The 20,371-nt window shown below is 36.5% G+C and carries 25 protein-coding genes and 1 pseudogene; 7 read left to right on the top strand and 19 right to left on the bottom strand.

The genetic code is table 11. From position 1 onward, the window contains the following. Window positions 1-331 precede the first annotated feature (331 nt). The 3 genes from RCG23_RS13995 to RCG23_RS13985 form a co-directional block, all read right to left on the bottom strand. Window positions 332-871, bottom strand: a complete 540-nt coding sequence (locus RCG23_RS13995) for a type 1 glutamine amidotransferase family protein (protein ID WP_308176198.1) — start codon at window positions 869-871, stop codon at window positions 332-334. A gap of 50 nt (window positions 872-921) precedes the next feature. Next, a complete protein-coding gene (locus tag RCG23_RS13990; RefSeq protein ID WP_308176197.1) occupies window positions 922-1,731 on the bottom strand; it encodes a DJ-1/PfpI family protein in 810 nt (269 codons plus the stop codon). A gap of 844 nt (window positions 1,732-2,575) precedes the next feature. After that, the gene (locus RCG23_RS13985; protein WP_308176196.1) at window positions 2,576-3,034 is read right to left on the bottom strand and encodes a DinB family protein; all 459 of its coding nucleotides are present in this window, start codon (window positions 3,032-3,034) and stop codon (window positions 2,576-2,578) included. A gap of 285 nt (window positions 3,035-3,319) precedes the next feature. Between RCG23_RS13985 and RCG23_RS13980 the strand changes: the two genes are divergently transcribed. Further along, the gene (locus tag RCG23_RS13980) at window positions 3,320-3,874 is read left to right on the top strand and encodes a CBO0543 family protein (protein ID WP_308176195.1); all 555 of its coding nucleotides are present in this window, start codon (window positions 3,320-3,322) and stop codon (window positions 3,872-3,874) included. 182 nt (window positions 3,875-4,056) lie between these two features. Here the strand turns inward: RCG23_RS13980 and RCG23_RS13975 are convergent, their stop codons facing one another. The 7 genes from RCG23_RS13975 to RCG23_RS13945 form a co-directional block, all read right to left on the bottom strand. Then, complete coding sequence (locus RCG23_RS13975; protein ID WP_308176194.1) at window positions 4,057-4,566, bottom strand: fructose-bisphosphate aldolase; 510 nt, start codon at window positions 4,564-4,566, stop codon at window positions 4,057-4,059. Window positions 4,567-4,748: 182 nt separating this feature from the next. After that, window positions 4,749-5,129, bottom strand: a complete 381-nt coding sequence (locus RCG23_RS13970; RefSeq protein WP_308180063.1) for an HXXEE domain-containing protein — start codon at window positions 5,127-5,129, stop codon at window positions 4,749-4,751. A 386-nt stretch (window positions 5,130-5,515) separates the two neighbouring features. Beyond that, window positions 5,516-5,890 (bottom strand): hypothetical protein, encoded by a 375-nt coding sequence (locus tag RCG23_RS13965; RefSeq protein WP_308176193.1) that lies wholly within the window; start codon window positions 5,888-5,890, stop codon window positions 5,516-5,518. A gap of 21 nt (window positions 5,891-5,911) precedes the next feature. Continuing rightward, window positions 5,912-6,820, bottom strand: coding sequence for an FTR1 family iron permease (locus RCG23_RS13960; protein ID WP_308176192.1), 909 nt, complete (start codon window positions 6,818-6,820; stop codon window positions 5,912-5,914). Beyond that, window positions 6,814-7,059, bottom strand: a complete 246-nt coding sequence (locus RCG23_RS13955; RefSeq protein WP_308176191.1) for a hypothetical protein — start codon at window positions 7,057-7,059, stop codon at window positions 6,814-6,816. The genes RCG23_RS13960 and RCG23_RS13955 overlap by 7 nt, the downstream gene beginning before the upstream one ends. Further along, entirely contained in the window at window positions 7,056-7,388 is a 333-nt protein-coding gene (locus RCG23_RS13950) for a hypothetical protein (protein WP_308176190.1), read from the bottom strand. Before RCG23_RS13950 ends, RCG23_RS13955 begins: the two co-directional genes overlap by 4 nt. 681 nt (window positions 7,389-8,069) lie before the next feature. Then, a complete protein-coding gene (locus RCG23_RS13945) occupies window positions 8,070-8,507 on the bottom strand; it encodes a YfmQ family protein (protein WP_308176189.1) in 438 nt (145 codons plus the stop codon). A gap of 552 nt (window positions 8,508-9,059) precedes the next feature. On the opposite strand from RCG23_RS13945, the gene RCG23_RS13940 reads away from it, so the two are divergent. Further along, a complete protein-coding gene (locus RCG23_RS13940; protein ID WP_308176188.1) occupies window positions 9,060-9,461 on the top strand; it encodes a hypothetical protein in 402 nt (133 codons plus the stop codon). 946 nt (window positions 9,462-10,407) lie between these two features. Here RCG23_RS13940 and RCG23_RS13935 read toward each other — a convergent pair. From RCG23_RS13935 to RCG23_RS13905, 7 genes are all read right to left on the bottom strand, one after another. Then, window positions 10,408-10,932, bottom strand: coding sequence for a DUF1572 family protein (locus RCG23_RS13935; protein WP_308176187.1), 525 nt, complete (start codon window positions 10,930-10,932; stop codon window positions 10,408-10,410). Window positions 10,933-11,212: 280 nt separating this feature from the next. Continuing rightward, window positions 11,213-11,719: a M23 family metallopeptidase gene (locus tag RCG23_RS13930; protein ID WP_308180062.1), complete on the bottom strand. Its 507-nt coding sequence runs from the start codon at window positions 11,717-11,719 to the stop codon at window positions 11,213-11,215. 64 nt (window positions 11,720-11,783) lie between these two features. Then, on the bottom strand, window positions 11,784-12,341 hold the full coding sequence (locus RCG23_RS13925) for a LysM peptidoglycan-binding domain-containing protein (RefSeq protein ID WP_308176186.1): 558 nt from the start codon (window positions 12,339-12,341) through the stop codon (window positions 11,784-11,786). A gap of 623 nt (window positions 12,342-12,964) precedes the next feature. Continuing rightward, on the bottom strand, window positions 12,965-13,363 hold the full coding sequence (locus tag RCG23_RS13920) for a hypothetical protein (RefSeq protein ID WP_308176185.1): 399 nt from the start codon (window positions 13,361-13,363) through the stop codon (window positions 12,965-12,967). 248 nt (window positions 13,364-13,611) lie between these two features. Then, window positions 13,612-14,280 carry a hypothetical protein gene (locus RCG23_RS13915; RefSeq protein WP_308176184.1) on the bottom strand — a complete coding sequence of 223 codons (669 nt, stop codon included), beginning with the start codon at window positions 14,278-14,280 and terminating at the stop codon, window positions 13,612-13,614. A gap of 344 nt (window positions 14,281-14,624) precedes the next feature. Then, the gene (locus tag RCG23_RS13910) at window positions 14,625-15,422 is read right to left on the bottom strand and encodes a hypothetical protein (protein WP_308176183.1); all 798 of its coding nucleotides are present in this window, start codon (window positions 15,420-15,422) and stop codon (window positions 14,625-14,627) included. 384 nt (window positions 15,423-15,806) lie between these two features. Further along, on the bottom strand, window positions 15,807-15,995 hold the full coding sequence (locus tag RCG23_RS13905; RefSeq protein ID WP_308176182.1) for a hypothetical protein: 189 nt from the start codon (window positions 15,993-15,995) through the stop codon (window positions 15,807-15,809). A gap of 239 nt (window positions 15,996-16,234) precedes the next feature. On the opposite strand from RCG23_RS13905, the gene RCG23_RS13900 reads away from it, so the two are divergent. Beyond that, the gene (locus RCG23_RS13900) at window positions 16,235-16,789 is read left to right on the top strand and encodes a hypothetical protein (protein ID WP_308176181.1); all 555 of its coding nucleotides are present in this window, start codon (window positions 16,235-16,237) and stop codon (window positions 16,787-16,789) included. A 101-nt stretch (window positions 16,790-16,890) separates the two neighbouring features. After that, window positions 16,891-17,265, top strand: coding sequence for a DUF5412 family protein (locus tag RCG23_RS13895; protein ID WP_308176180.1), 375 nt, complete (start codon window positions 16,891-16,893; stop codon window positions 17,263-17,265). Window positions 17,266-17,378: 113 nt separating this feature from the next. Here the strand turns inward: RCG23_RS13895 and RCG23_RS13890 are convergent, their stop codons facing one another. After that, window positions 17,379-17,618 (bottom strand): EthD family reductase, encoded by a 240-nt coding sequence (locus RCG23_RS13890; RefSeq protein ID WP_308180061.1) that lies wholly within the window; start codon window positions 17,616-17,618, stop codon window positions 17,379-17,381. A 301-nt stretch (window positions 17,619-17,919) separates the two neighbouring features. Here RCG23_RS13890 and RCG23_RS13885 point away from each other — a divergent pair, with 301 nt between their 5' ends. The 3 genes and pseudogenes from RCG23_RS13885 to RCG23_RS13875 all read left to right on the top strand — a co-directional run bounded on the left by RCG23_RS13885 (window position 17,920) and on the right by RCG23_RS13875 (window position 19,551). After that, complete coding sequence (locus tag RCG23_RS13885; protein WP_308176179.1) at window positions 17,920-18,120, top strand: hypothetical protein; 201 nt, start codon at window positions 17,920-17,922, stop codon at window positions 18,118-18,120. Window positions 18,121-18,335: 215 nt separating this feature from the next. Next, window positions 18,336-18,976, top strand: a pseudogene (locus RCG23_RS26005) (DUF5995 family protein). 95 nt (window positions 18,977-19,071) lie between these two features. After that, entirely contained in the window at window positions 19,072-19,551 is a 480-nt protein-coding gene (locus RCG23_RS13875) for a hypothetical protein (protein WP_308176177.1), read from the top strand. Window positions 19,552-19,777: 226 nt separating this feature from the next. On the opposite strand, the gene RCG23_RS13870 is transcribed toward RCG23_RS13875, so the two are convergent. Continuing rightward, the gene (locus RCG23_RS13870) at window positions 19,778-20,224 is read right to left on the bottom strand and encodes a DUF4385 domain-containing protein (protein ID WP_308180060.1); all 447 of its coding nucleotides are present in this window, start codon (window positions 20,222-20,224) and stop codon (window positions 19,778-19,780) included. Between the last annotated feature and the right edge of the window lie 147 nt (window positions 20,225-20,371).

The following is a 20,371-nucleotide window of genomic DNA, read 5'->3' as shown; positions in this document are numbered from 1 at the left end:
TCAAAAACTTTGTTTTTCAGTCTATTACTTTATCTCACAGACCAATGATACCATGTATTGGAAGTATCCTGCCCGTTAGCTGAAAAAACAAAAAGCCGCCATTGGCAGCTGGATCTTATAGTAATGCACCCGTTACTTTAAGCACAATCTTTCTTGTGAAATTAGAAAAGCCACTTATAACTTGATGAAACGCACTCATTCGTGGGTGGCTAACGGGCAGAATAGCGGAGTTGACGGAATTTCAGGTATTTCTGGTTCTATAATTTACTATAATGGCAGCTATCGGACGTTAATGGTGAGAATGGAAAAAACCGCCCGCAGGCGGTAGTGATTAACCGGCTTGTTTATACGATTTGAAAATTGTTTTCTTCATAATGAATCGTCTGTCAATACAGAAAGCTACCAACAAAGCTAGTAAACCGGTTAGAAGTACATTGCCGTAAGTTTCAAGAGGAAATGGTTTGCCCTCAAGATGGATACCAGTCGCACGATATTCAAATCGTTTTACAGCATGCTTGGCAGTTAAAAGGTCTTCTTGTTTAGCTAAATCTTCCAATGGCGCTTCGAATACATATCTGTTTGGTGAATCACTATGAATAAGGAGGGTTTCTTTTGCATTACCCTTTTCATTCCAAAGTCTTACATCTGCTGCAGCCAGTGATTTTGCGTCGCCACCTGGTATGATCATTTTGTCTAATTTTGGAGCATTAGATACTTGATGCCTTGCCAGTATATTAAGATGATGTTTTGTAGTAATTGGTGCATCCGAACTAGAAACGGTCAAGACTTGTGTCGTTCCGGTGTCACCATAAGAATCAAATATAGAAGATAAAGCTATCTCATCCATATCTTTATACAGAAGGACACCCATCTGTTTCTTATTCCAATGGAATCCAAGATTTAGTAGATATGTTGCGAATTTTATATCCCTGTAAAAAGGGCCACCTTTGGATTTTGTACGAATTGGTACGAAGGATAACTAATTTCCTTAGATATTTTTGCAGCCACGGGTTCTCCTAGTTGCTGAGATATCAGATGAAGTACTGCATCAATACCTGCACTTTGACCGGCTGAAGTTAAGGTGTTTCCTTCATGAACATACCGCACATCCTCTTTCCAATGTGTATCCGTATATTTCTTGATTAATCCAGGTAAGGCCTGCCAGTGTGAGGTGGCCGACTTCCCTTTTAATAAACCGGCATCGGCAAGATTCAACGACCCACCACAAATGCTTACAAAAGTCGTCGTTTTACTTCTGGAATGTTTTTGAATCCATTTGCGAGTTGGTTGATATTTCACTTCATCTAATTTGGACACATCTATGGGCATATAAGGGACCACAATAATATCCGGACTTTTATTTAATAGGTTATCCAGTTCTTTATAAGAGTAATGTGGTAGTACATCCAGCCCGCCTGATAATGACTTCACGTTTTTGTCCGGTGCAACAGCGTATACATTATAAGCATCTGTCATCGACAGCAGTTCGTAGGGAATAAGAAAATCGAAGTCTTCGGTGGGTATGGTTGAATCCGCCAATACGACTGCTACTGTAGGTTTATCGGGATTGTATTGAGGTATTTTCACACCTTGCAGCGAAGGAACTGGCTCATGGCGGACGTTTAAGTAAAAATCTTTTTGATGACGATTAAATCCATACAGCCCGATCCCCCCCATAAAAACAACGAAAATCAATACATAAACAGCTAAACGTACTACTAACCTTTTCATTTAATTTTCCTCCTCAATTTTCTACCACCAAAATGTGGTTATTTGTTATTGACTACCCTTGTGTCACATTGTACTTAGTTTGAACATGATAAAAACCGCACTCTTTTGGGTATTACCGCAAAATTTCGTTGTACCCCCGTAGGGTATCTTGTTGTTATCTTGATTCCATATTACCTTTTTTCAAATACTTTCATAATTGTGCTTGAGCTTGATTTTTATATCAGACTTCAGACTTAGCTGGTTTCCAGTGCTATATAAAATAAGCGGAGATTTTTCGGTTAGACAGCAGAATAGAGCTCAGTTCGGGGTATATAAGCGGAGGTTTTCCAATTAAGCAAAGCAAAATTAACCATTTTCACGTTTTTCGAGTCAATAGTCGGAATCTCTCCGTCTATTTAAGCTATTTTCAGTGCTATTTTCTAATTAAGAGAAAATTCTCCGTTTATTTACCAAACTCACTTTAGCGTCTAATGAACTTGTATAACTTACGGGGGTTTAGTGAAAAAAAGAAAATTCAAAAAAAAGACTTAGAGATATTTGCATCTCTAAGCCTTTTTGACTGTGAAGTTTATGTGATTTGCTATTTGATTTGGTCTGCGATTTACCGTTTTGTACCTTACAAGTAAACCCGTTGTTATATTAGTAACGAGTTTGATTTTGAAGTACAGATTCACAACTGGCGGTTCAATTCGCAATTGAAATAACTGTCCAATTAGGCTGCGTGCAAAAATTCGGTGAAAAATTAGCACAAAAAATGCTTGGACCAAATTTTATGATCCAAGCTTTTTTATTTATATATTTTATTGAAGATAAGCAGCCGTTAGTTAAATAAGCATAATCAATATTAGGCATTATTTTTGATAAGGATTTGATTGTTAATATGGTGTTCCATATGTTCAAGATAATCTTTTATGAGCCATTCTAATGTTTTTAGTTGATTATTTCCTATGTCACAAAGATTGGATAATCTCCGTCTTGGAATATTCAATATTATATTTATGATTTGCTTATTCAATGAAGAAAAAAGGTTTAGTATCTCATCAAGTGGACAATCTTGATAATTCTGAAGTAATACCCATTGGTCTTGATTATACGATTGTATAACATATGGGAGTTCTTCGTACTGAATCTTTATAAACCTATCAATATTATTTATTGCTGAGTCGCATAGATGTCCTAAAATCTCTTTTTTAGACCATTTGTGTGGTAATGGTCGATTAGTTACTTCATTTTTTGTCATCAGGTTGAACTCTTCTGGTAAAAAACGTATCCAATGATTGATACCATTTATTACATTTTCCATTGTTGTACGCCCCCTAAGTTTTCCTAAATATTTTATATTCGTCTGCCAAACTATATATCCCTTCTTCTATTATTAAAGGGTCCGTTTCCTGAATAAAAAAAGGATCCTTCGTTATTGAAGCATCGCACCCGTTAGTTGAACAAGAAGTACACAATATCCTCGCAGTGCGACGTAATAATTTTTTTGTTGAATGTTTTTTTGTTACAAGTAAAAACTAAATAATATTCTTATAAAAAGGTGAACCAAATATGAAGTGTCCTTTTTTAAATAAGTTAGGTTTTCATTATGAATGAAAATCTAAAAGCAGCATTAAAAATGCATGAACTACATCACGAAAATTTTGAAAATGACCTTAATCATTGGCTAAAATATGAATTATTTTCCTGGAATTGGTGGGTTCTGTTTGCTTTTGCTTTACTCCCATGGATTATATGGCTTAAGGTAATCGACCGAAAAAGACTATTGGAAATTATTTTAATTGGTACACTAGCAATGATTCCTACTACTTTTTTAGATGCTATTGGTATTGATTTAAGTTTTTGGATTTACCCAGTACAGTTTAGCCCTGTTGCTCCAAGAGCAATGGCATTTGATATGTCAATGGTGTCTGTTACCTATATGTTGATGTATCAATTTTTTAATAAATGGAAGTCATACATAATAGCCTTATTAATTATGTCATTGTTATTTGCATTTATCGGTGAACCTGTAAGTAAGGCAATGAATTTAGTGTATTATATAAGATGGAAATATTGGTACTCTTTGCTTTACTACATTGCACTTGGAATAACCATTAAAATATTTGTTAATAAGTGTAAAGGTACATACATTAAAGAGTAATACATTTAAATATTGTTCCCTACTTGAAGCGTCATTACGACGCTTCCTTTACTTCGCTTTTTGGCTCAAAAATACGCATTAAACGTTTTTTCTTCTTCAACTAAACTGCCCCTTTAGTTCAATAAAAAGCTGCCATTTCTGGCAGCTCCGATCATCAACTCTTGCAGCCTTTAGTTGAAGAACTAATCCTTATTAATAAATTTAATTAAATCACCAATAATAAACCTTTTTGTAATATGTTTTCCATTTTTCGCAATCCAAGATACTGTAATAACATCAGAACTAAAAGCTTCCCTTATTTCATCTTCACTTAAACCTTTGGAATAAAAAACGAACTCAGTTGTGTATTTTGCAAAATTTTCACCTTTGTTATCTTGTTCAACGCCCGTAGCATGTAAAACACGTGCATTATCAATTCTTTTATTTACCAAATCAGAAAAACTTGGAATATCAATTTTCCGAGAGTCATCTGAATGTTCCATATCGAAATCAAATGTGAACTTTCTGAATTCTCCTCTGATAGGATTATCAAAACCTTTAGTATCAATATAATTAAATTCATTTTTACTTAACGTTGAAATTTGTGCTTTAATAGTTAATTTTGGTTCTTGAATTTTACCGCAAGCAACAACTGGTATAAGGATTAATACTAAAAAAAGAAAAAATATACATATTTGCAGGTATTTCCTCATTTTAAATTCACTCCTAAATTCGGAAATGCTTATAATCTCATAAACAATTTTAACCCAAATTTTGGAATATGAATATCTGAATTTTTTTCAACTAACCCATGAAATAAGAAAAGCTACCTCAATGACAGCTCCACTCTTCAACTTTTACACCCTTTAGTGGAACAAGGAGTAATATAGAATTTCTAAGATGTTACTCGGTTTAACAAATATATAGTGTAAGGAGTCACCAACAATATTGCAGTAACGAGACCTGGGGTATATGTTTTTAACAATAGTGTTTGCAAGACATGGGCAACATTGTGAATTAAAACAAATATCAAGAATGAAAGATATAAAATTGAACTCCATGAACTTTCTAAGTTTTGAATTTTAATGAAAGTTATAATAGACATTGTTAAGAATATAAAAACGTCTCTCTTTGCAAAGGAATACGAATTAACATTCCAAAATTGCCAAATCTTTTTGTTTAACCATTTGTTATTACTTATTATTTTACGTTCCGTTCTAGTAGCCCATTTCTCAACTGCTATTATTTCCTCAAAATCATGTAGCATAAATATTATTACAAATAACCAGATTGCATTCTATAACTCAAGCTGAAACATTGAACATTGCTCCTTTATATTTTTGAAAATGGTAATTTCGTGGTAATAAAGTATTACTTCGACATCCAAGTGCATTATCCTTTTTATTGTACTAACTGCACCGTTAGTGCAAAAAAAGGGGGCGCTGCCGCAACCTCATCTTAAACATAAGCATCCGTTATTAGAATAAGAAAATGCCACCTTAGCTTTAGTAAAGCAGAAGCCACAAACCTTTAATAAAATTGAAACCATTTTCATGCGAAAAAAATATTTGAGAATAAAAATGTCAAAACACCGACCTTTTTGAAAAGTCGGTGTTTATAAGTTTATTTATTTCATATCTTTGTAATTTTTAAGTATCCTGTCTATTTTGTTTTGTCAGCTAATTCTTTCAAGGCATCAGTAAGCTGGTCATTTAAAGTACCTAATGCCTCTTTATCAAGAGGGGATGCTTCAGAACCCGCTATTGTCGGATCAAGATATTTTTCTATTTTTTCATAAAGGTCTTTATTGTCCTTTTTTACATCATCTTCAAATGAAGACCATTGATCCTCTAATTTAGGTCCTACTTCTTTTACCTTTGCTTGGTCTCCATTATCGATTGCTTTAGATAACTGTTCTGTAGTGTCCAACATCTTATTTACCCCATCGGAAACCTTACTATTATTGGAACTACAACCTGCTAAAAGTAAAGATCCTCCAAGACCAATTGCTACTACCATTGATGTTAATTTTTTCATTATCATTTCCCACTTTCTTAATTAGTTATTATTAGCCGTTATGAGTTTTTTGCTTTTTATGTTCTTGAACAAAAGAATTAAGACAGCAACAAGAACTAGAGTTATCTGAGGAAGCGTGCTTTCCCATGAAGGGTAAAGTGCAAAAAATTCTATGCTTGGGATACTTGGTGAATTCGTTGTTGGAATTAACCCTGCTAATTGCAAGCTATGAATACCCATTCCCGTAAACTTAATACAAAGATAAAAAACGATGACACTAGAAACCATAAAGAATGGACGAAGCGGTAATTTCAAACCTACAAATACCATTAAATAAGCGAGGATCCCAAGAATTGCAGCTCCGATTAGGAATCCAATTAATAATGACTGAACTTTAATTTGGCTTGCCATTCCGATATAAAACAATACGGTTTCGGTCCCTTCACGAAACACTGCAAGGAAGGCAAGAACTCCTAACGAAACAAGTTTACCCGTGGTTAATGCAGTTTGGCTTTTCTCACGAATATACCGATTCCAATCTGCGATATTGGATTGACTGTGAAGCCAGTAGCTCATATACAATAACATGACTGCCGCAAAAACCCCTGTCCATCCACCAATAAGGGCATTATTATTTCCAAAAGCACCCGATGAAATAACAAACTTGACGATTAGGGCAAGGATGATACTTACTCCGAGACCTGACAGAACGCCAGTCCAAATCCATCCTCTTCCCCTATCCTCACCTGATTTTTTTACAAAAGACATAAGTGCAATTACTACGAGCAATGCTTCTAAACCTTCTCGAATGAGAATCATCGCTGCATCCCAATAGGTGTACTCGGATTTGTTAGCTAAAGGAGTTAGATACTCAACCATGTTATCAATTGTTTCACCAGCTGCTTTATAATTCGGTGGATTTGCAGAAAGCATGGCTTGAATGGTTACCAAGTCCCTTTCAGAGTCACTATATACGGAAGCCGATTGGCCACTACTACTCCTTCTACACTTAACCAGCTGTCACTAGCGTTCTTAATACTTTCCATCGCTTCTGTTTGTTTTTTTTCACTGATATCCTTTTTAGTATTTTGAAGAATGAGAATAAAATCATCCAAAGACATATCTTTTTTCTTGAATCCAGCCTCTTTTGGATAACCGCCAGCGGAAAATTTTTCGTTTACGGTTTTCAAACCCTGCAGGCCTGTAACACTTGATCCTCCTTTTTAATAGTAAAGGCATAAACCACCTTTCCCATATTCGCTTCGATATCACGATAAGCGGTGGCCGAATCAGCTTTAACCCCTTCTTCTATTTCCCGCCAAGCTTTATTAAATTGATTATAGGACTTTTCTGCTTCTATAAGATTTCCTTTAGACGCAAAAACGATGGCTCGATCAACAGGCTCCTCCGCCTTTTTCATATCTTCATCTGAATTTCCTGCTGCCAATGCAGGAGTATGTATGCCAAGTCCGATTATCAATAAAAGGATTGATAACTTAAATATGAAATTTTTGACCATGAGATCCTCCTTGGTGAAAACTGCTCATTCTAATTGATAACGATTTTCAATTTCATCTATATATCTCATATTCTATCCACATTGATAATGATTGTCAATTAGGTTTTCATTTAAAAAGTTACATTTGTGTGAATATCTTGGAATTGCTTTCCTAGGTTACTTTTGAAGCGTTTTTAGAAAGGGAGTTTCAAAAGGTAGTATTCTGGGGAACTATCAATTAGTATTTTTTATAAAAATATGGAATTAGAAGGTATCAGGAGAACAAAGAAGCTATTAAGCAAAAAAGGCCTTGCAGCTATGCTATCACTTGGATTGATGATAACCAGTGCTGGATCACTTGCATCGGCAGATACGAAAGGTGCATCGGGAACGCTGGAAAAACCTTTTATAAGAACTACAATGTAGGCACAGTGATGCCGCCGGATGTCGTTCAGTACAAAATCAGCAAGACGGCGTCATGGTGTCAAAAAGCAATTTAAACCTGACAAATCTTAAGAATATTAATGTGGAAGTAAATGACGATATGGTCAAGTCCGCCAAAAAGAAAGGTACCAAATACCATCAGGAAATCAACTTCGTAAAATAAGTCAGGGCTGCCACGAAAAAAGTGACAGGCACCTTCCAAAAAATTGGATGGTGCCTGTCACCGAAGGGGTCTGTTTTGAAGTGCAGTATTGCAAATCACCCTGTAATCATAGATCGCTTTTGAAGACTATCAGAAAGCAGACTATACGCTACTACTTTCTTCTTGTACTGTTTGACTACATCAATGTGATCGTTGTATCTGAAAACAAACAACCGAACATCCTTTTTACCCCTTTTACTATCAATAATGATTGGGGTCCCACCGTTCTCTGGATTTAAGTACAAATGCTCGTTCCCTGGCCATATATAATGCCGTTCTAAAAATGTAGCCTCATTAAGATAATTAATAATTTGAGTTTTTTCTTTACGATCCAAGTGTTTTCCGTCAAGGGTTACGGTGGCAAGGGCGTCATTCAGTTTTGAATGTGTTTCAAATTTGCTGGTAAGCCATTCCACAACACCAGTTGGAAGACAGGTCATTAATATTTTAACTAGACTTATGAGAATTATCGAAATCACCACAGCCCATGTCATATTTCTTCATCTCCATTACCTTCTATATTACTATTAAATTATTATTTTAACATGGTCGGACAAAAGGTTAAAAAGTTCTGCTTTTTCACTACGTTAACCATACGTATAACCCTAGTGAAGTTAAAGCTATAAAAATAATCACCACATATATTAAGGTCAAGTTGGTCGTATTTCTTTTTGTGGAACTACTGTAGTTATCGTCAGGCTTCCCCGTTAATAATAGAGTTGAAACCACAGAAAGAATTAAGATCAAAATAACCAAACCGAACATAATATCCATGCCGCACCTCTTAAAATGTTATAATTTACTCTCTGTAAATAGTGCTATTTAATAATTAAATAATAACTCAACTGGAGCAATAATTAACCATCCAATCTCTATAAATTAAACCATCCAATTCTTCAACCAATCTGACTTGTTAGTCGAAAAAACTTAATGATGTCACCCGGACTGGTTAGCGCGGAAGGTCATTTGAAATTACCATAACTTAACAGAACCACCACAAACTTCCCTGTGTTACTATTTACTGTGGAAAGAGGTGAAATAAGGTAATGAAAAAAATTATTTTATTAGTTTTTTCAGTTGCAATAATCATAGCAATTGCTATGCCAGCTGAGGCTAGCTCGACAAAAGTAATGTGGGGAATTTCAGAATTAAAGCCTGGTCAAATTGGAAAAATCACCATTTTAAAAGAAACTACTCTCTTTTCAATTGATAATAACATCCGAAAAGGCGAAATAACTCCTTCTGTACCAGTACATTTCAATCCTGTAAAGCAACTGCATCCTGGTGAAGTGTATCGAGTATACACCACAAAATCATTCGAAGGATATGTCCCACTTTACGGTATCGGAGGCGGATTTTATGTAGTTCAGAGTACCGGTATGAACCCAAACCTCTTAAAATACGAGACACCTTCTAAAGCAAAACTTCTTATGGTCAACAAAAAATAGTCATCCATAATATAATGGGTGACTTTTTATTTTGAACTCAAAATGATACCTTTTCCCAATTTATTACTCTTTTTATTCTGAAGAATGATTGTTTTTTCCAACTAACCTGACCCTTCGAATCACAAAAATGAAGCCCGGTCAGGCCTTTTGGAGCAACCATGTTCATCAAGTGAGCAAATCAAGGGCAATCAAGTCCGAATGAGGGGTTTTGGCCTTTATCTCGCTTATGATGACCGTTTCTTCCACCTTAGACATGCGTTTCGGTCTTCATCAACCTTATGACGACCATTTTCTGCTCCCGAGGCGGGAATTCGGTCTTCATCGCTCCTTGGGGTATCTTTTATGCTGGGATTTTCCCCATGTCCTCGCTTATGAAGACTGTTTCTTCCACCTTAGACATTCGTTTCGGTCTTCATTCCCCTTATGAAGACCATTTTCTGCTCTCGAGGCAGGGATTTCGGTCTTCATCGCTCTGTTGGGTATCTTTTTTGATGGGTTTTTGCCCAAGACCTCGCTTATGAAGACCGTTTCTTCCACCTTAGACATGGGTTTCGGTCTTCATCAACCTTATGACGACCATTTTCTGCTCCCGAGGCATTCGGTCTTCATCGCTCCTTGGGGTATCTTTTATGCTGGGATTTTCCCCATGTCCTCGCTTATGAAGACTGTTTCTTCCACCTTAGACATTCGTTTCGGTCTTCATCAACCTTATGTCCACCTTATTCGGACAGGTTTTATCAAAGCAAGGCAATCAAGTCCGAATCAGAGGATTTCGGAACAAACTCTAATAGTAGAATTTGTCCCGAAAACAACAATCCTTGCTAAAAGAGCCTTCATCAAAATATGGAATTAGAAAAACCATTAAAATTAATGGTCTTATCTTTCAATCTTATCCAATAGGCTGCCTCGTTAGCTGAGGTATTGGAATCTCTTATCCTTTTCTATATTATGAATCTTTTTTGTTCACTCGTTTTGGTATGGTTAAACTCGTCCAGTCATCAGATTTTAACTGTTTAGCTATATAAACTATTTGCCCGGTATGATATGAATAGTGATACATTTGTCTCTCAATTGCCTCAATAAGTGTATGAGATTCATTTCTAATGAATATCTCACTTAGCAGATGTTCCTCTTCTATATAATCCAATGCGTTAATGAAAACATTCCACCCTTTATTCCAAACCTCATATAATTCGTTACGATTTGAAATTGTCTGTTCAAATTCCTCATCTCTGTCTCTAGAAGGTTTCTCCCCGTCAGAAATTAAGAAATCAGTCCATCGGGAAACCATATTGCCACTCATATGTTTCACGATTACAGAAATACTATTTGAGTTTTCATTTGGAAACCAAAATAACATTTTATCATCAAGTTGTTCGAACGTTCTCTCAGCTGTACTTTTCATTTCTTTAAACCGCAATTTAATCACTCGTAAATATTCAGAGGATATTTCATTATGAGTATTAGACATATCAACATCTCCTTCCAATTTTATAATTAAGTCATTAATTCTCTATTAGTTGAAGATAACCTTCTTAAACCGATCCGTTACTTAAAGAAGAAAAGCATACTGTTCATTCCTTTAGTTGAGACCTTTTTATTCAAAAATAGATTTCAACCTTTCAAAAGACAAAAAAAGAGAAGCGATTACTTCGCTTCCCAATAATGAAGGTGATGATAGGGATTCAGAGCTTTTCCGCTTGAATCATAGATTCCAAAATGAAGATGGGAAGGAAACTTTCCTGACGTTCCTACGGCCCATAGCCAGTATTCCCTACATAGCCAACAAGTTGTCCTTTTTTCACCTTGGAGCCGAATCCAATTCCCGCTGCATATTTGTTTAAATGGGCATAATACAGATAGTATCCCTCCTGGGTGCGAATGGTAACTCTCCATCCACCCAGTTCGTTCCATCCGTAATTCGTTACGGTTCCATCCGTTACGGCATACAGTCGTGTACCTTTCGAAGCCATAATATCGGTTCCCTCATGTACTCGATTCCCACCAAATTGGCGGGAATTTCCCCAAGTATCCTGAAATGAAGTATAAGTCCCTTTGGCCATTGGAAACATACCATCTGCTAAAAAGGCAGGTGCAGGAATAGATCCTTCAGTTATTTTTAATTCTTGTCCTAAAAAAACAGTGTCACTGCTTAAACTGTTCAATCTCTTAATCTCTGAAACAGTCGTTTGGTATTTTTTCGCAATAAGAGATAAATATTCCCCAGACTGTACCGTATGTACTGTGGCAGTTGGAATCGTTTCTTGTTCTGCCGGCTTCCCTGGCGATGGAAGTGGTGTAGTTACAGGTGAACTGACTGGTTTAGGAGCAGGCGGCTTGGATTGTGTGCGCAGCTGGACTCGCCGTTAATTTTAATACTTGTCCAATTCGAACCTTATCTGTTGTGAAATTATTAAACTTTTTAATATTGGAAACGGACAAACCATAATCTCTTGAAATAAGTGATAGCGAATCACCCGTTTTGACCGTATGTGTTAGGTATACTCCCTTATGGGAAGGAATCTTTAACGTTTGTCCCACTTTTAGACGGTCTGATGTTAAATGGTTGCTAATTTTAATATCCGCAACCAGGAGGTGATGATTTTTAGCGATAGTGGTGATAAGATCTCCTTTTTTCACCTTGTAGGTTGCTTCAGGAACGGATACTGTGATCGTTTGCCCTATACGAATCTTTTCGGAAGTAAGATGATTCCATGTTTTTAACTGGCTGACCGAAACGTGATAACGATTCGCAATACTTGTGAGGGTCTCTCCTGATTTCACTTTATAAGCTAAACTTTCCGCATGAGCAGAGACTGAAAATGCCGAAGCAGACAAGAAGGTGGCTAACAGCAACGAATAAAGCTTCTGTTTTTTCATGTTGTTCTCTTTTCCCCTTTATCGTGTTGGTTTCTCTCTCTACTTCCATAATAAGTTAATAGTTTAAATTGGGACAACGTTCAAATTTTTCCAATTCGTGATACTTTACTCCTGTTTTTAGCAAAAAAGAGAACGGATACCATTAATCCGTTCTCTTTCCCGCTTATTTCTGTTCTTTCTACTCTATCTTCTGGATCTCAAATGTGGGAAGCCTCCAAGGATTTCACATGTCCTATTAGAAAAACAATCTAGTAAAATCCCTATGCTTCATTAAAAATATGCGTTCAATTAACAGTTTCCTAAGCTCTACTCTTGTTGAGTAGAACTAGTTTAGCCAGTCACTCTGACTTCTTTTCTATAAATCAGAATAAGAGAAAAACAGCAGCCACTTGCAAAATCCCTGCATTCCCCCATTTTTCAGTTTAATGGTAATATTGGAATAAAAAAGAAGGGGAATTAATGAGGAAATTACTAATTATATTCATGGCACTTTTTATAATGATATTTGGAATTTTTGATAAAGCAACAGCAGCTAGCAGTTCAACTGCCATTCGTATACTAAACTCCCTTTAGTTCAATAAGAAAAAGTTATCCTAATTCGACACCACTAATATGGGAGCATATTAAATACTCTCAACTCTACTTTTTATATCTATAAAGTCATTATCATTTTTAATATTAGGGATTTTTTCAATAAGTTCTTTTAAAAATGTTCCTATACTCTTTCTCAACCCTTGTTTAAATTGTTCAAAATCAATCATATTCCTATTTGTTTGTGGAATTTGTTGCGATTGAGATACTGTTACACCATCGTAGTATATTATTTTTTTCCAAGGACGAAACGTAAACTCATTTCTACAGATGGCAAATGTAACGATATTGTCACTCAAGGAAAAAATAAGGCATTTATCAATTTCATCATCATCCACAATAAATGTACCTTCTTCCATTAAACCTTGAGGAACCATAGATATACCCCTAAGAAAAGTATTAAGCTGTCCTACAACTCCCTCCTTGGTCATTGATGAGCTTCCCAAAGGTCCATCATTTTAATGAAAATCATAATTACTAAAAAATCAGACACCGTCAATTAATATGCCCAGTTTTCCCCAAATATCAAAGTAGTGATAGTCCTCGTCAATATCATCGTAATAGGGCATAAATTTAAAGCTAATATCCGTAACCATATCTAAACTCCTCATCTTATTCAAACAAAAACGCTGCCTTGATTGGTAGCAGGGTCTGGAGCTCTATTGCCCCTATTAAATTATTATCTTAATGGCAAATGGGACCTGTCTGCCTTCAGGTGTGTTCCCTGAAGGACTAACATTGCTTTTGAACCTGTTGAATAGGTTGTGAATGTCTGCCGGCTTCTCCTATAAGAACCCCTCTTAGGGCGAGGCAATTCTTTTTGAGTAGGATCTGGGATGTATTGAAAGTTTTTAATAGGAAGATTGAGCTTTTTTATTTGTTGTATTATCTCTCTATATCCTGGGTTATAAACAGCTAGCAAATCATAAAACTTTTCAATAGGGTTATATTCAGAAATGATATCAACGAGCCTTTTTATAGCTATAAAGTCATCTTGTAAATTAATGAATGAATCAATAATTACATCAAGTTCATCGTTCACCCACAACCACTCATCTTCCCACCAATCAAGAGCATGGCCTATTTCAATTACTGTTACTTCAAGCTGGCCAATTATATATTCAAAGTCTGCATACTTTTTCTCTACTTTTAAAGGATTTCTCTTTAACAGACTTAAATTTGGTTTTGAATGTGTATTAGATCTCTGCATTTCAAATTCATTGTCCAGATAAATAATCCTTTCGAGTATCTCTAAAAGCTCATTTAACAAAAAAGGAGTTTTAGAACATTCTAGTTCTTCTTTTGCGTAAATAAGGTTACATATAACCGTTTCAAAGTCTAAATTCATAGTTGCTGCCTCATTATTTTATTATTGTAGTTTGAATGACGAGAATGAAGACAATTTAATGAATAACACTAAAGTGTGAATCCATAAAACACAAATAATTTTCTTCTATCTTTTTCAATTCTATACTTAATATATCGGTGCTAACTCCTGTTACGTTTAGATTATATACGGTAAGAAATAATAATAACCAAATAAAAAATGCCACCTGATTGGCAGCAATATCTTTAACGTTTCTTACTTCTTTTACTTTCAGTCAAAAATTTTTCCTTTTTAGGAAATTCAGTGTATTACGCAAGTTCACTCACATTCCTAACTAAAATGAAACACGAGAACCGTCCCATACTTCATTCATGTTTCAGTGCTCTTTCTCGCATATACACAGCATGTTTTTGGTAAGATTCTTCGACTGCGTCGGGTTTGTGGTGTAAGAGGTGGGCTTTTACAAACTCTTGGTATCCTAATCGGTTAAGAACATAGAGAACGCTCCGGTTAAGTAGATGCTGTTCGGGATGGTTCAAGTCAATCTCAGTAATTTCAGTGATTTTTCCTTTTTTTATCATTTTTAAATACATGCAGCTCCGCTGTTCTTCTACCAAATATGTCTCTATACAATAATCCATCGTTCTTCCATTGAATAGGATAACTTCTAGAGGCAAAACTGGTGCAACCTGCTGTTCCAAAATATTAGGAGGAAGAGAGAGATTTATTTTCTCTAACTCATGTAAATTATATTTCTTAAGGACGGGAAATTGATATAAAGAAGGGTGAAAGGAACAACGGCCATAAAAAGTTTTAATAAGCAAAGTCTCTTCCCTAGCCTCGTAAATAAACAGTATGTCAGAATCGATGATTCCAAGCGACGGGGACAGCCATTCTATTCTTAACGGTAAGCTTAATAGAGCAAAAACCAGCCTCTCCAACTTTTCTACTCTAGTAAAAAATGGTCCTACCCTTTGATTCCAGCGTTCAAAAGCATGCTCTGAAATCTTCACTTCAGAAAAACTATTTCTTACCTTTCCAACTAACTGTCCTTTTTTGCTCATAAAATTTTCTACGATATCTTTTGTATATTCATTTTTATATAAACTACAATAGGCATTATTTATAGGAACCTTTCTCAACAACCTATCAAGAGCACCCATCTTCATTCCTCCTGTTTAATTCCCTTTTTTTGAGATAGTTCAACTTACCTACCCCTTTAGTTATTAATGATTTCAATTATAATCTTTTTTTTAAAAAGTGATTCTAAAGGTAAGAAGAACCAGGGAAACTACAACTTAGAATATAAACATAATGTAAGTAACATTAATATTTTATGCTTCAAATTTGGCTTTATTTCAATATGAGATGAAAGTTTAATAAATAAACTATTAGGATGTAAAAAATATATAACAAACAATTTCACGAAAGCCATTTCGCAATTTGAAGCACCACTTTAAATTACAAAAGAAATAGATTTTCTATTAACTTTACCATATAAACCCATTTTGAAGTATAAATCATATTAAACTAACCCCACCGTTAGCTTAATATGATTTGTCTTTCTTCTTTTTAACAGACCTTAATATTATTTGTTGAAAAAGAATCATAATTGCCCCAAACATAAAAACCAATATCGGTCTTTCACTTCGTTCAACAATGAAATAAATACTGATCTCACCAATAATTAAAACAATTAAACAGGATATAGTTACGACCATTTTGGCGCTTTTCATGAATAACCCCTCATTTATGGTTTAGTTTGTCAAATTAGATTACCATATAGTAAATTCTTTCATTCCGCGTATTTTCCTCTTACGCTAAACTCCCACTTAGTTGAACAATCACCTACCACCTCTTTTATACGGAGTCTTCTGGTCGCTTTTTTTAGCTTGCGGGTGAATGATCTTTACCTTATTCTTGGAAAAGGTCAGGTTATTTAACAATTTAATAGATCTAAAGGGGAAAAGTAGATATGAAAAGAATAATAGGAATGTTAATGGTGTTTATCCTGCTTCTAAGCTTAATGTCAGCGTGTAGCGAAGAAAGTCAACAAACAAAAACTGAATCCCAAAAATCCGCTCAGCACAAGGAAGGGAAACATCATGTGGAGAAAAAGGTAACAGGAAAAGCACTTCCAAAAACTCGCACCGCGACTCCTGCTTCTCCAAATACGAATGAGCCTCAAGTTTCTGTACAGGTGGGATTAGGAGATACCTATGATGCATTTACAAAAGCGTATGGAAAAAATAATGGTGATAAAACCATGGCGAGGTTCCAAAACGATTATCTCTTGCCTATGTTCCTGAATCATCGTGCGGACAACATCACCATCCAGTTCGAATCGACAAGTCAACCATCCCGTACCGTAGAAGAAGCCAAGCAAGTCGCCTCACAATTGATACCAAAAGACGCAAAATTGGTAAAGGAATATACAAAAGCAGATATTCCGTGTACCGTGAAAGAATATCGCAGTGAGAGTATCGCCCGCTTGTTTCCAGATTCAGAGCCGATGGGGCCTTTATTGTGATTTTTAATTACAATACAAATCCTAAGGAGATATTTGGTATTACCATTGGAACGGGCAATAACCCATAATATAGAAAAACGACACAAGGGAATGTTGTCTAAATGAAAAAGACGTTGTTAATATTCGGTGTAATTTTAATTCCGATAATCCTTATAATACTGCTTGTTTGTTTGTATAGGTATTACGCATATTATCCTTTACAAAAAATCAATCCTAAAGGTGAAGAATTGGCAGCTCATTCTATTTCACCAAATAGACAGTATGATGTTAAGGTTTATCGTTCCAGCGGTGGCGCTACTGTTTCTTGGACATTAAGAGGCGTTGTTCACAATAATAAAAATGATAAAACTAGAATCATATACTGGAACGAAGGAGAAAAGGCGCAAATAAATTGGGTAAATAACACAACCGTTATAATTAACGGAAAAAAAATTAACGTAATAAAAGGTTCCTACGATTATAGATTTGCCGAATGATTTTCATCCTAGTTTACATATAAAAAAAGTGACAGGCACCTCCCAATTTCCTGGAAGGTGCCTGTCACCTTTTTGTCTTCCTTAATCAACAATTGCCACAACGGGAGGTTTATTTAAAAATTCAACGAGATTTGAAATTCCGGTGTAGCAAGTGCTTGCGTTAAACTTTCAGGATTTTCGAACTGAAGTTCAGCGATCAAGTATAATTTATCCTCTGTATACATCGATTGCAGGACACGATGGACTTCCGCACCTGTTAGATTGGGAATTTTTTGTACCAGCGGGATATGTACTTCGTTATAATACTTTTCAAATCCCTCTTGGTCTTTTGGCTGGTCATAGACAACAATCACTTTCGCCAATTTCTTTCCCACTCGAACTAATTTTCAGAATCCTTCTTCTTTATAAAGAAAAGGGCAACCCTAAAAGAGAAAACCATTCGTCGATTTTCTCCCTCACGGCCCAGCTTTGATTAGCCCGCTTCATCTGGTTCAGGCAGGATCAGAACCTTGTAGCAAAGAGTGGTGCCGGCAGAGATACTTCCCCTATTAGAAGAGAAAATGATTGGTCAAAGGGGCCTTTATTCCCACTAATTGGAATACAAAGCTAACATCGCTAATAACTATATACCATGTTAAACATTGGGAGGAGGTTATGAATACGAAAAAAACAAGCTTGAAAGTGCTTGGTGTTCTCGTGTTTATTTTCGGATTTTACCTTTTTGCCACTTCCAATCATTTCTTCGGTATATTGGCCATAGCGGCAGCATTCTTCATTTTCCCTGGCGGTAAACAAGAGCAAAAAGATGATGGTCCTGACTTTGACAATGATTTTGACTTTGGTGATTCTGACTGAAGTAACGACTAAGAAAAGACACAGGCATCATTCCCAATGGAATGGTGCCTGTCTACTGTGGTTCAAGCAATGGGGAGGGATATGATGGAGATGGCAAGTAATCAGGTGGGGCAGTTTCAAACGATGCAAGACGTGATTGATACAATGACCGAGCGTCTCCATGTTCTGCAAGAGTGTGGAGATCATCGGCCGTATTTCAGCGTGTCTATCTCCTCATGACGCAGGAGATGCAGCGGCGTCTCGCCTCTGATATTTTCCGGGACCCCGTTTGGATGGAGCGTGTTCTAGTCTGTTTCGCTCAGCACTATTTTAATGTAATAGACTCTTATGATGCAGGGCAGCCTTGTCCACCGGCCTGGGAGCTGGCTCTCCGCATGGCTGATGAAAAACAAGTTTTTGTCCTGCAGGATGCATTACTCGGTATCAACGCTCACATCAACAGCGACCTTCCTATGGTTCTTTATAGCATTCTTAACGAGGATAATGCGTCGCCCGATGCCCGTGTTATGCTGCATCGCCGCTATGATCATGAACGAATTAACGACGTGTTAACGAGTCTGGTGGATCATGTTCAAGATGAGCTGGCACACCACTATGCCCGCTTTATTCGGCCCTTGATTCGTTGATGGGCCAAAAAGACGAATCAATATCTTCTTTTTTTATGACTCACTGCAGAATCAATGTCTGGTACAATACTGAGCTATTACTAGACTCTCCTGATGAAAAACATCGGAAGGTTCATCAGCAACGAATTGAAAACGATGCCTATACCCTCGGACTGCGCATTGCTGACTCGCCCTCCTTTCGATTCATAAAAAGATTTGCTCCATTTACAAGAAAAAATCGCTGGTTTTAACATAATGTTTAGAATGAAATAGAGTTGTATTTTCATAGGCGAAAAGTCATGAACTGTAATCATAAAGCATATTCCTTTTTTAAGGGAGGGATAGGATGAATAAAGAATTCTCTAATAAAAGTACAGGGACATCCATGGTTTTCGGAATTGTTTTCGGTATTATGGGTATTTCGTGTCTTTCGTTTTTCCCGCTGCTTGGTTTAGGTTTCATAGCTATAGGTGTGATTGTTTTCTTTCTCATTCGAACTTTTATGAATAACACCACAGTTACAATACATGATCAAGGCTTTTCAGTAAAAGAAGGCAATAAACGAAAAGGAACTGCTGTGAAGGAATACAAATGGTCAGATGTAGTGGCAACTAGCTATTACGAAGAAGATTCAGGAGGCGAAGACTCAGATACAACGAGTTTTTTTCAAGTGAGTACAAATGAAGGAGTCGCCTTTGACCTTCAAAAAATGAAAGGTTTCAATGAATTGATTGAATTAGTTAACCAGAATACACCCCACCTTCCTTATTACTGGGCAAAGCCACAAGGCTGGTTAGGCAAATATCAAAAACAAAGCCGGGGATAAATGTGCGTGGCCCTTTCCTGAGCAAACCCGCCTTTAGCCACTCCAAAGTGACAGGCACCTTCCAATTCCCTGGAAGGTGCCTGTCACTTTCACGCTTTACCTAAGCGGGGGTCTGACCCCCTTTTTACTTCGACAAACATAAAATCCTTGTATAACAAGGCTTCAACGGCATTCAATCAAACGTTTGATTAACGATTTTCCGACAAACTTCGGGGCATGACATGCCTTAGCCATACTTCTTCTGGTGCGCCTTCTTTAAGGTCAAATACTCTTTATCCTCCCTTGCCAGCTTCCACTTTTCGTAGAAAATAGCCGCCGATTCCGCCTTCACCTTATCATTTTGACGTTCCTTTACGCTGCCATCCTCATTATATTTATGGCCGCCTTTGTAGTTCGTATAGCGGCGGGCTCTTGTATATCCCATTTGCAGAAACTTACGGGCCATATCCATACCGACAAAATCATCTTTCTTTTTATACTCCAAGAAAAGCTCATAGATGGTGTCGGATGATTCCTCAGCAATCTCTGGTGTCTTAAAGCGCCAATACTTCAATATCTCGCTTTTATACGGTTCTACCAGCAGTACCCCCTGCTCCCCTCGCCCAACCCGGTAAAGCTCCGGGTGTTTTCGGAAATCAAGATGGTCAAAATCCAATGAATAATCAAAAGGCATCATATCCCTCCTTATTGCTTATTCTTACCCTGCGGTCTTGTTTAATGAAACAGATGGAAGCTCTAAAAAAAGTGACAGGCACCTTCCAATTCTCTGGAAGGCGCCTGTCACTTTTCGTTAAAACCTTATAAACCAAGCCTTTGCACT

The organism is Neobacillus sp. PS3-34 (assembly GCF_030915465.1).
In the GTDB taxonomy this organism is placed as follows: domain Bacteria; phylum Bacillota; class Bacilli; order Bacillales; family Cytobacillaceae; genus Neobacillus_A.
This window is presented reverse-complemented; position numbering and strand designations above follow the sequence as displayed.

Bases quoted from the DNA above. Each gene is read 5' to 3' on its own strand.
- RCG23_RS13980 (WP_308176195.1), top strand. From the start codon at position 3,320: ATGAATGAAAATCTAAAAGCAGCATTAAAAATGCATGAACTACATCAC.
- RCG23_RS13965 (WP_308176193.1), bottom strand. From the start codon at position 5,890: ATGAAAAAATTAACATCAATGGTAGTAGCAATTGGTCTTGGAGGATCT.
- RCG23_RS13925 (WP_308176186.1), bottom strand. From the start codon at position 12,341: ATGAAAAAACAGAAGCTTTATTCGTTGCTGTTAGCCACCTTCTTGTCT.
- RCG23_RS13995 (WP_308176198.1), bottom strand. From the start codon at position 871: ATGGGTGTCCTTCTGTATAAAGATATGGATGAGATAGCTTTATCTTCT.
- RCG23_RS13935 (WP_308176187.1), bottom strand. From the start codon at position 10,932: ATGTCTAATACTCATAATGAAATATCCTCTGAATATTTACGAGTGATT.
- RCG23_RS13910 (WP_308176183.1), bottom strand. From the start codon at position 15,422: ATGGGTGCTCTTGATAGGTTGTTGAGAAAGGTTCCTATAAATAATGCC.
- RCG23_RS13940 (WP_308176188.1), top strand. From the start codon at position 9,060: ATGAAAAAAATTATTTTATTAGTTTTTTCAGTTGCAATAATCATAGCA.
- RCG23_RS13875 (WP_308176177.1), top strand. From the start codon at position 19,072: ATGAATAAAGAATTCTCTAATAAAAGTACAGGGACATCCATGGTTTTC.
- RCG23_RS13945 (WP_308176189.1), bottom strand. From the start codon at position 8,507: ATGACATGGGCTGTGGTGATTTCGATAATTCTCATAAGTCTAGTTAAA.
- RCG23_RS13895 (WP_308176180.1), top strand. From the start codon at position 16,891: ATGAAAAAGACGTTGTTAATATTCGGTGTAATTTTAATTCCGATAATC.
- RCG23_RS13920 (WP_308176185.1), bottom strand. From the start codon at position 13,363: ATGACCAAGGAGGGAGTTGTAGGACAGCTTAATACTTTTCTTAGGGGT.
- RCG23_RS13990 (WP_308176197.1), bottom strand. From the start codon at position 1,731: ATGAAAAGGTTAGTAGTACGTTTAGCTGTTTATGTATTGATTTTCGTT.
- RCG23_RS13950 (WP_308176190.1), bottom strand. From the start codon at position 7,388: ATGGTCAAAAATTTCATATTTAAGTTATCAATCCTTTTATTGATAATC.
- RCG23_RS13915 (WP_308176184.1), bottom strand. From the start codon at position 14,280: ATGAATTTAGACTTTGAAACGGTTATATGTAACCTTATTTACGCAAAA.
- RCG23_RS13905 (WP_308176182.1), bottom strand. From the start codon at position 15,995: ATGAAAAGCGCCAAAATGGTCGTAACTATATCCTGTTTAATTGTTTTA.
- RCG23_RS13885 (WP_308176179.1), top strand. From the start codon at position 17,920: ATGAATACGAAAAAAACAAGCTTGAAAGTGCTTGGTGTTCTCGTGTTT.
- RCG23_RS13985 (WP_308176196.1), bottom strand. From the start codon at position 3,034: ATGGAAAATGTAATAAATGGTATCAATCATTGGATACGTTTTTTACCA.
- RCG23_RS13900 (WP_308176181.1), top strand. From the start codon at position 16,235: ATGAAAAGAATAATAGGAATGTTAATGGTGTTTATCCTGCTTCTAAGC.
- RCG23_RS13870 (WP_308180060.1), bottom strand. From the start codon at position 20,224: ATGCCTTTTGATTATTCATTGGATTTTGACCATCTTGATTTCCGAAAA.
- RCG23_RS13975 (WP_308176194.1), bottom strand. From the start codon at position 4,566: ATGAGGAAATACCTGCAAATATGTATATTTTTTCTTTTTTTAGTATTA.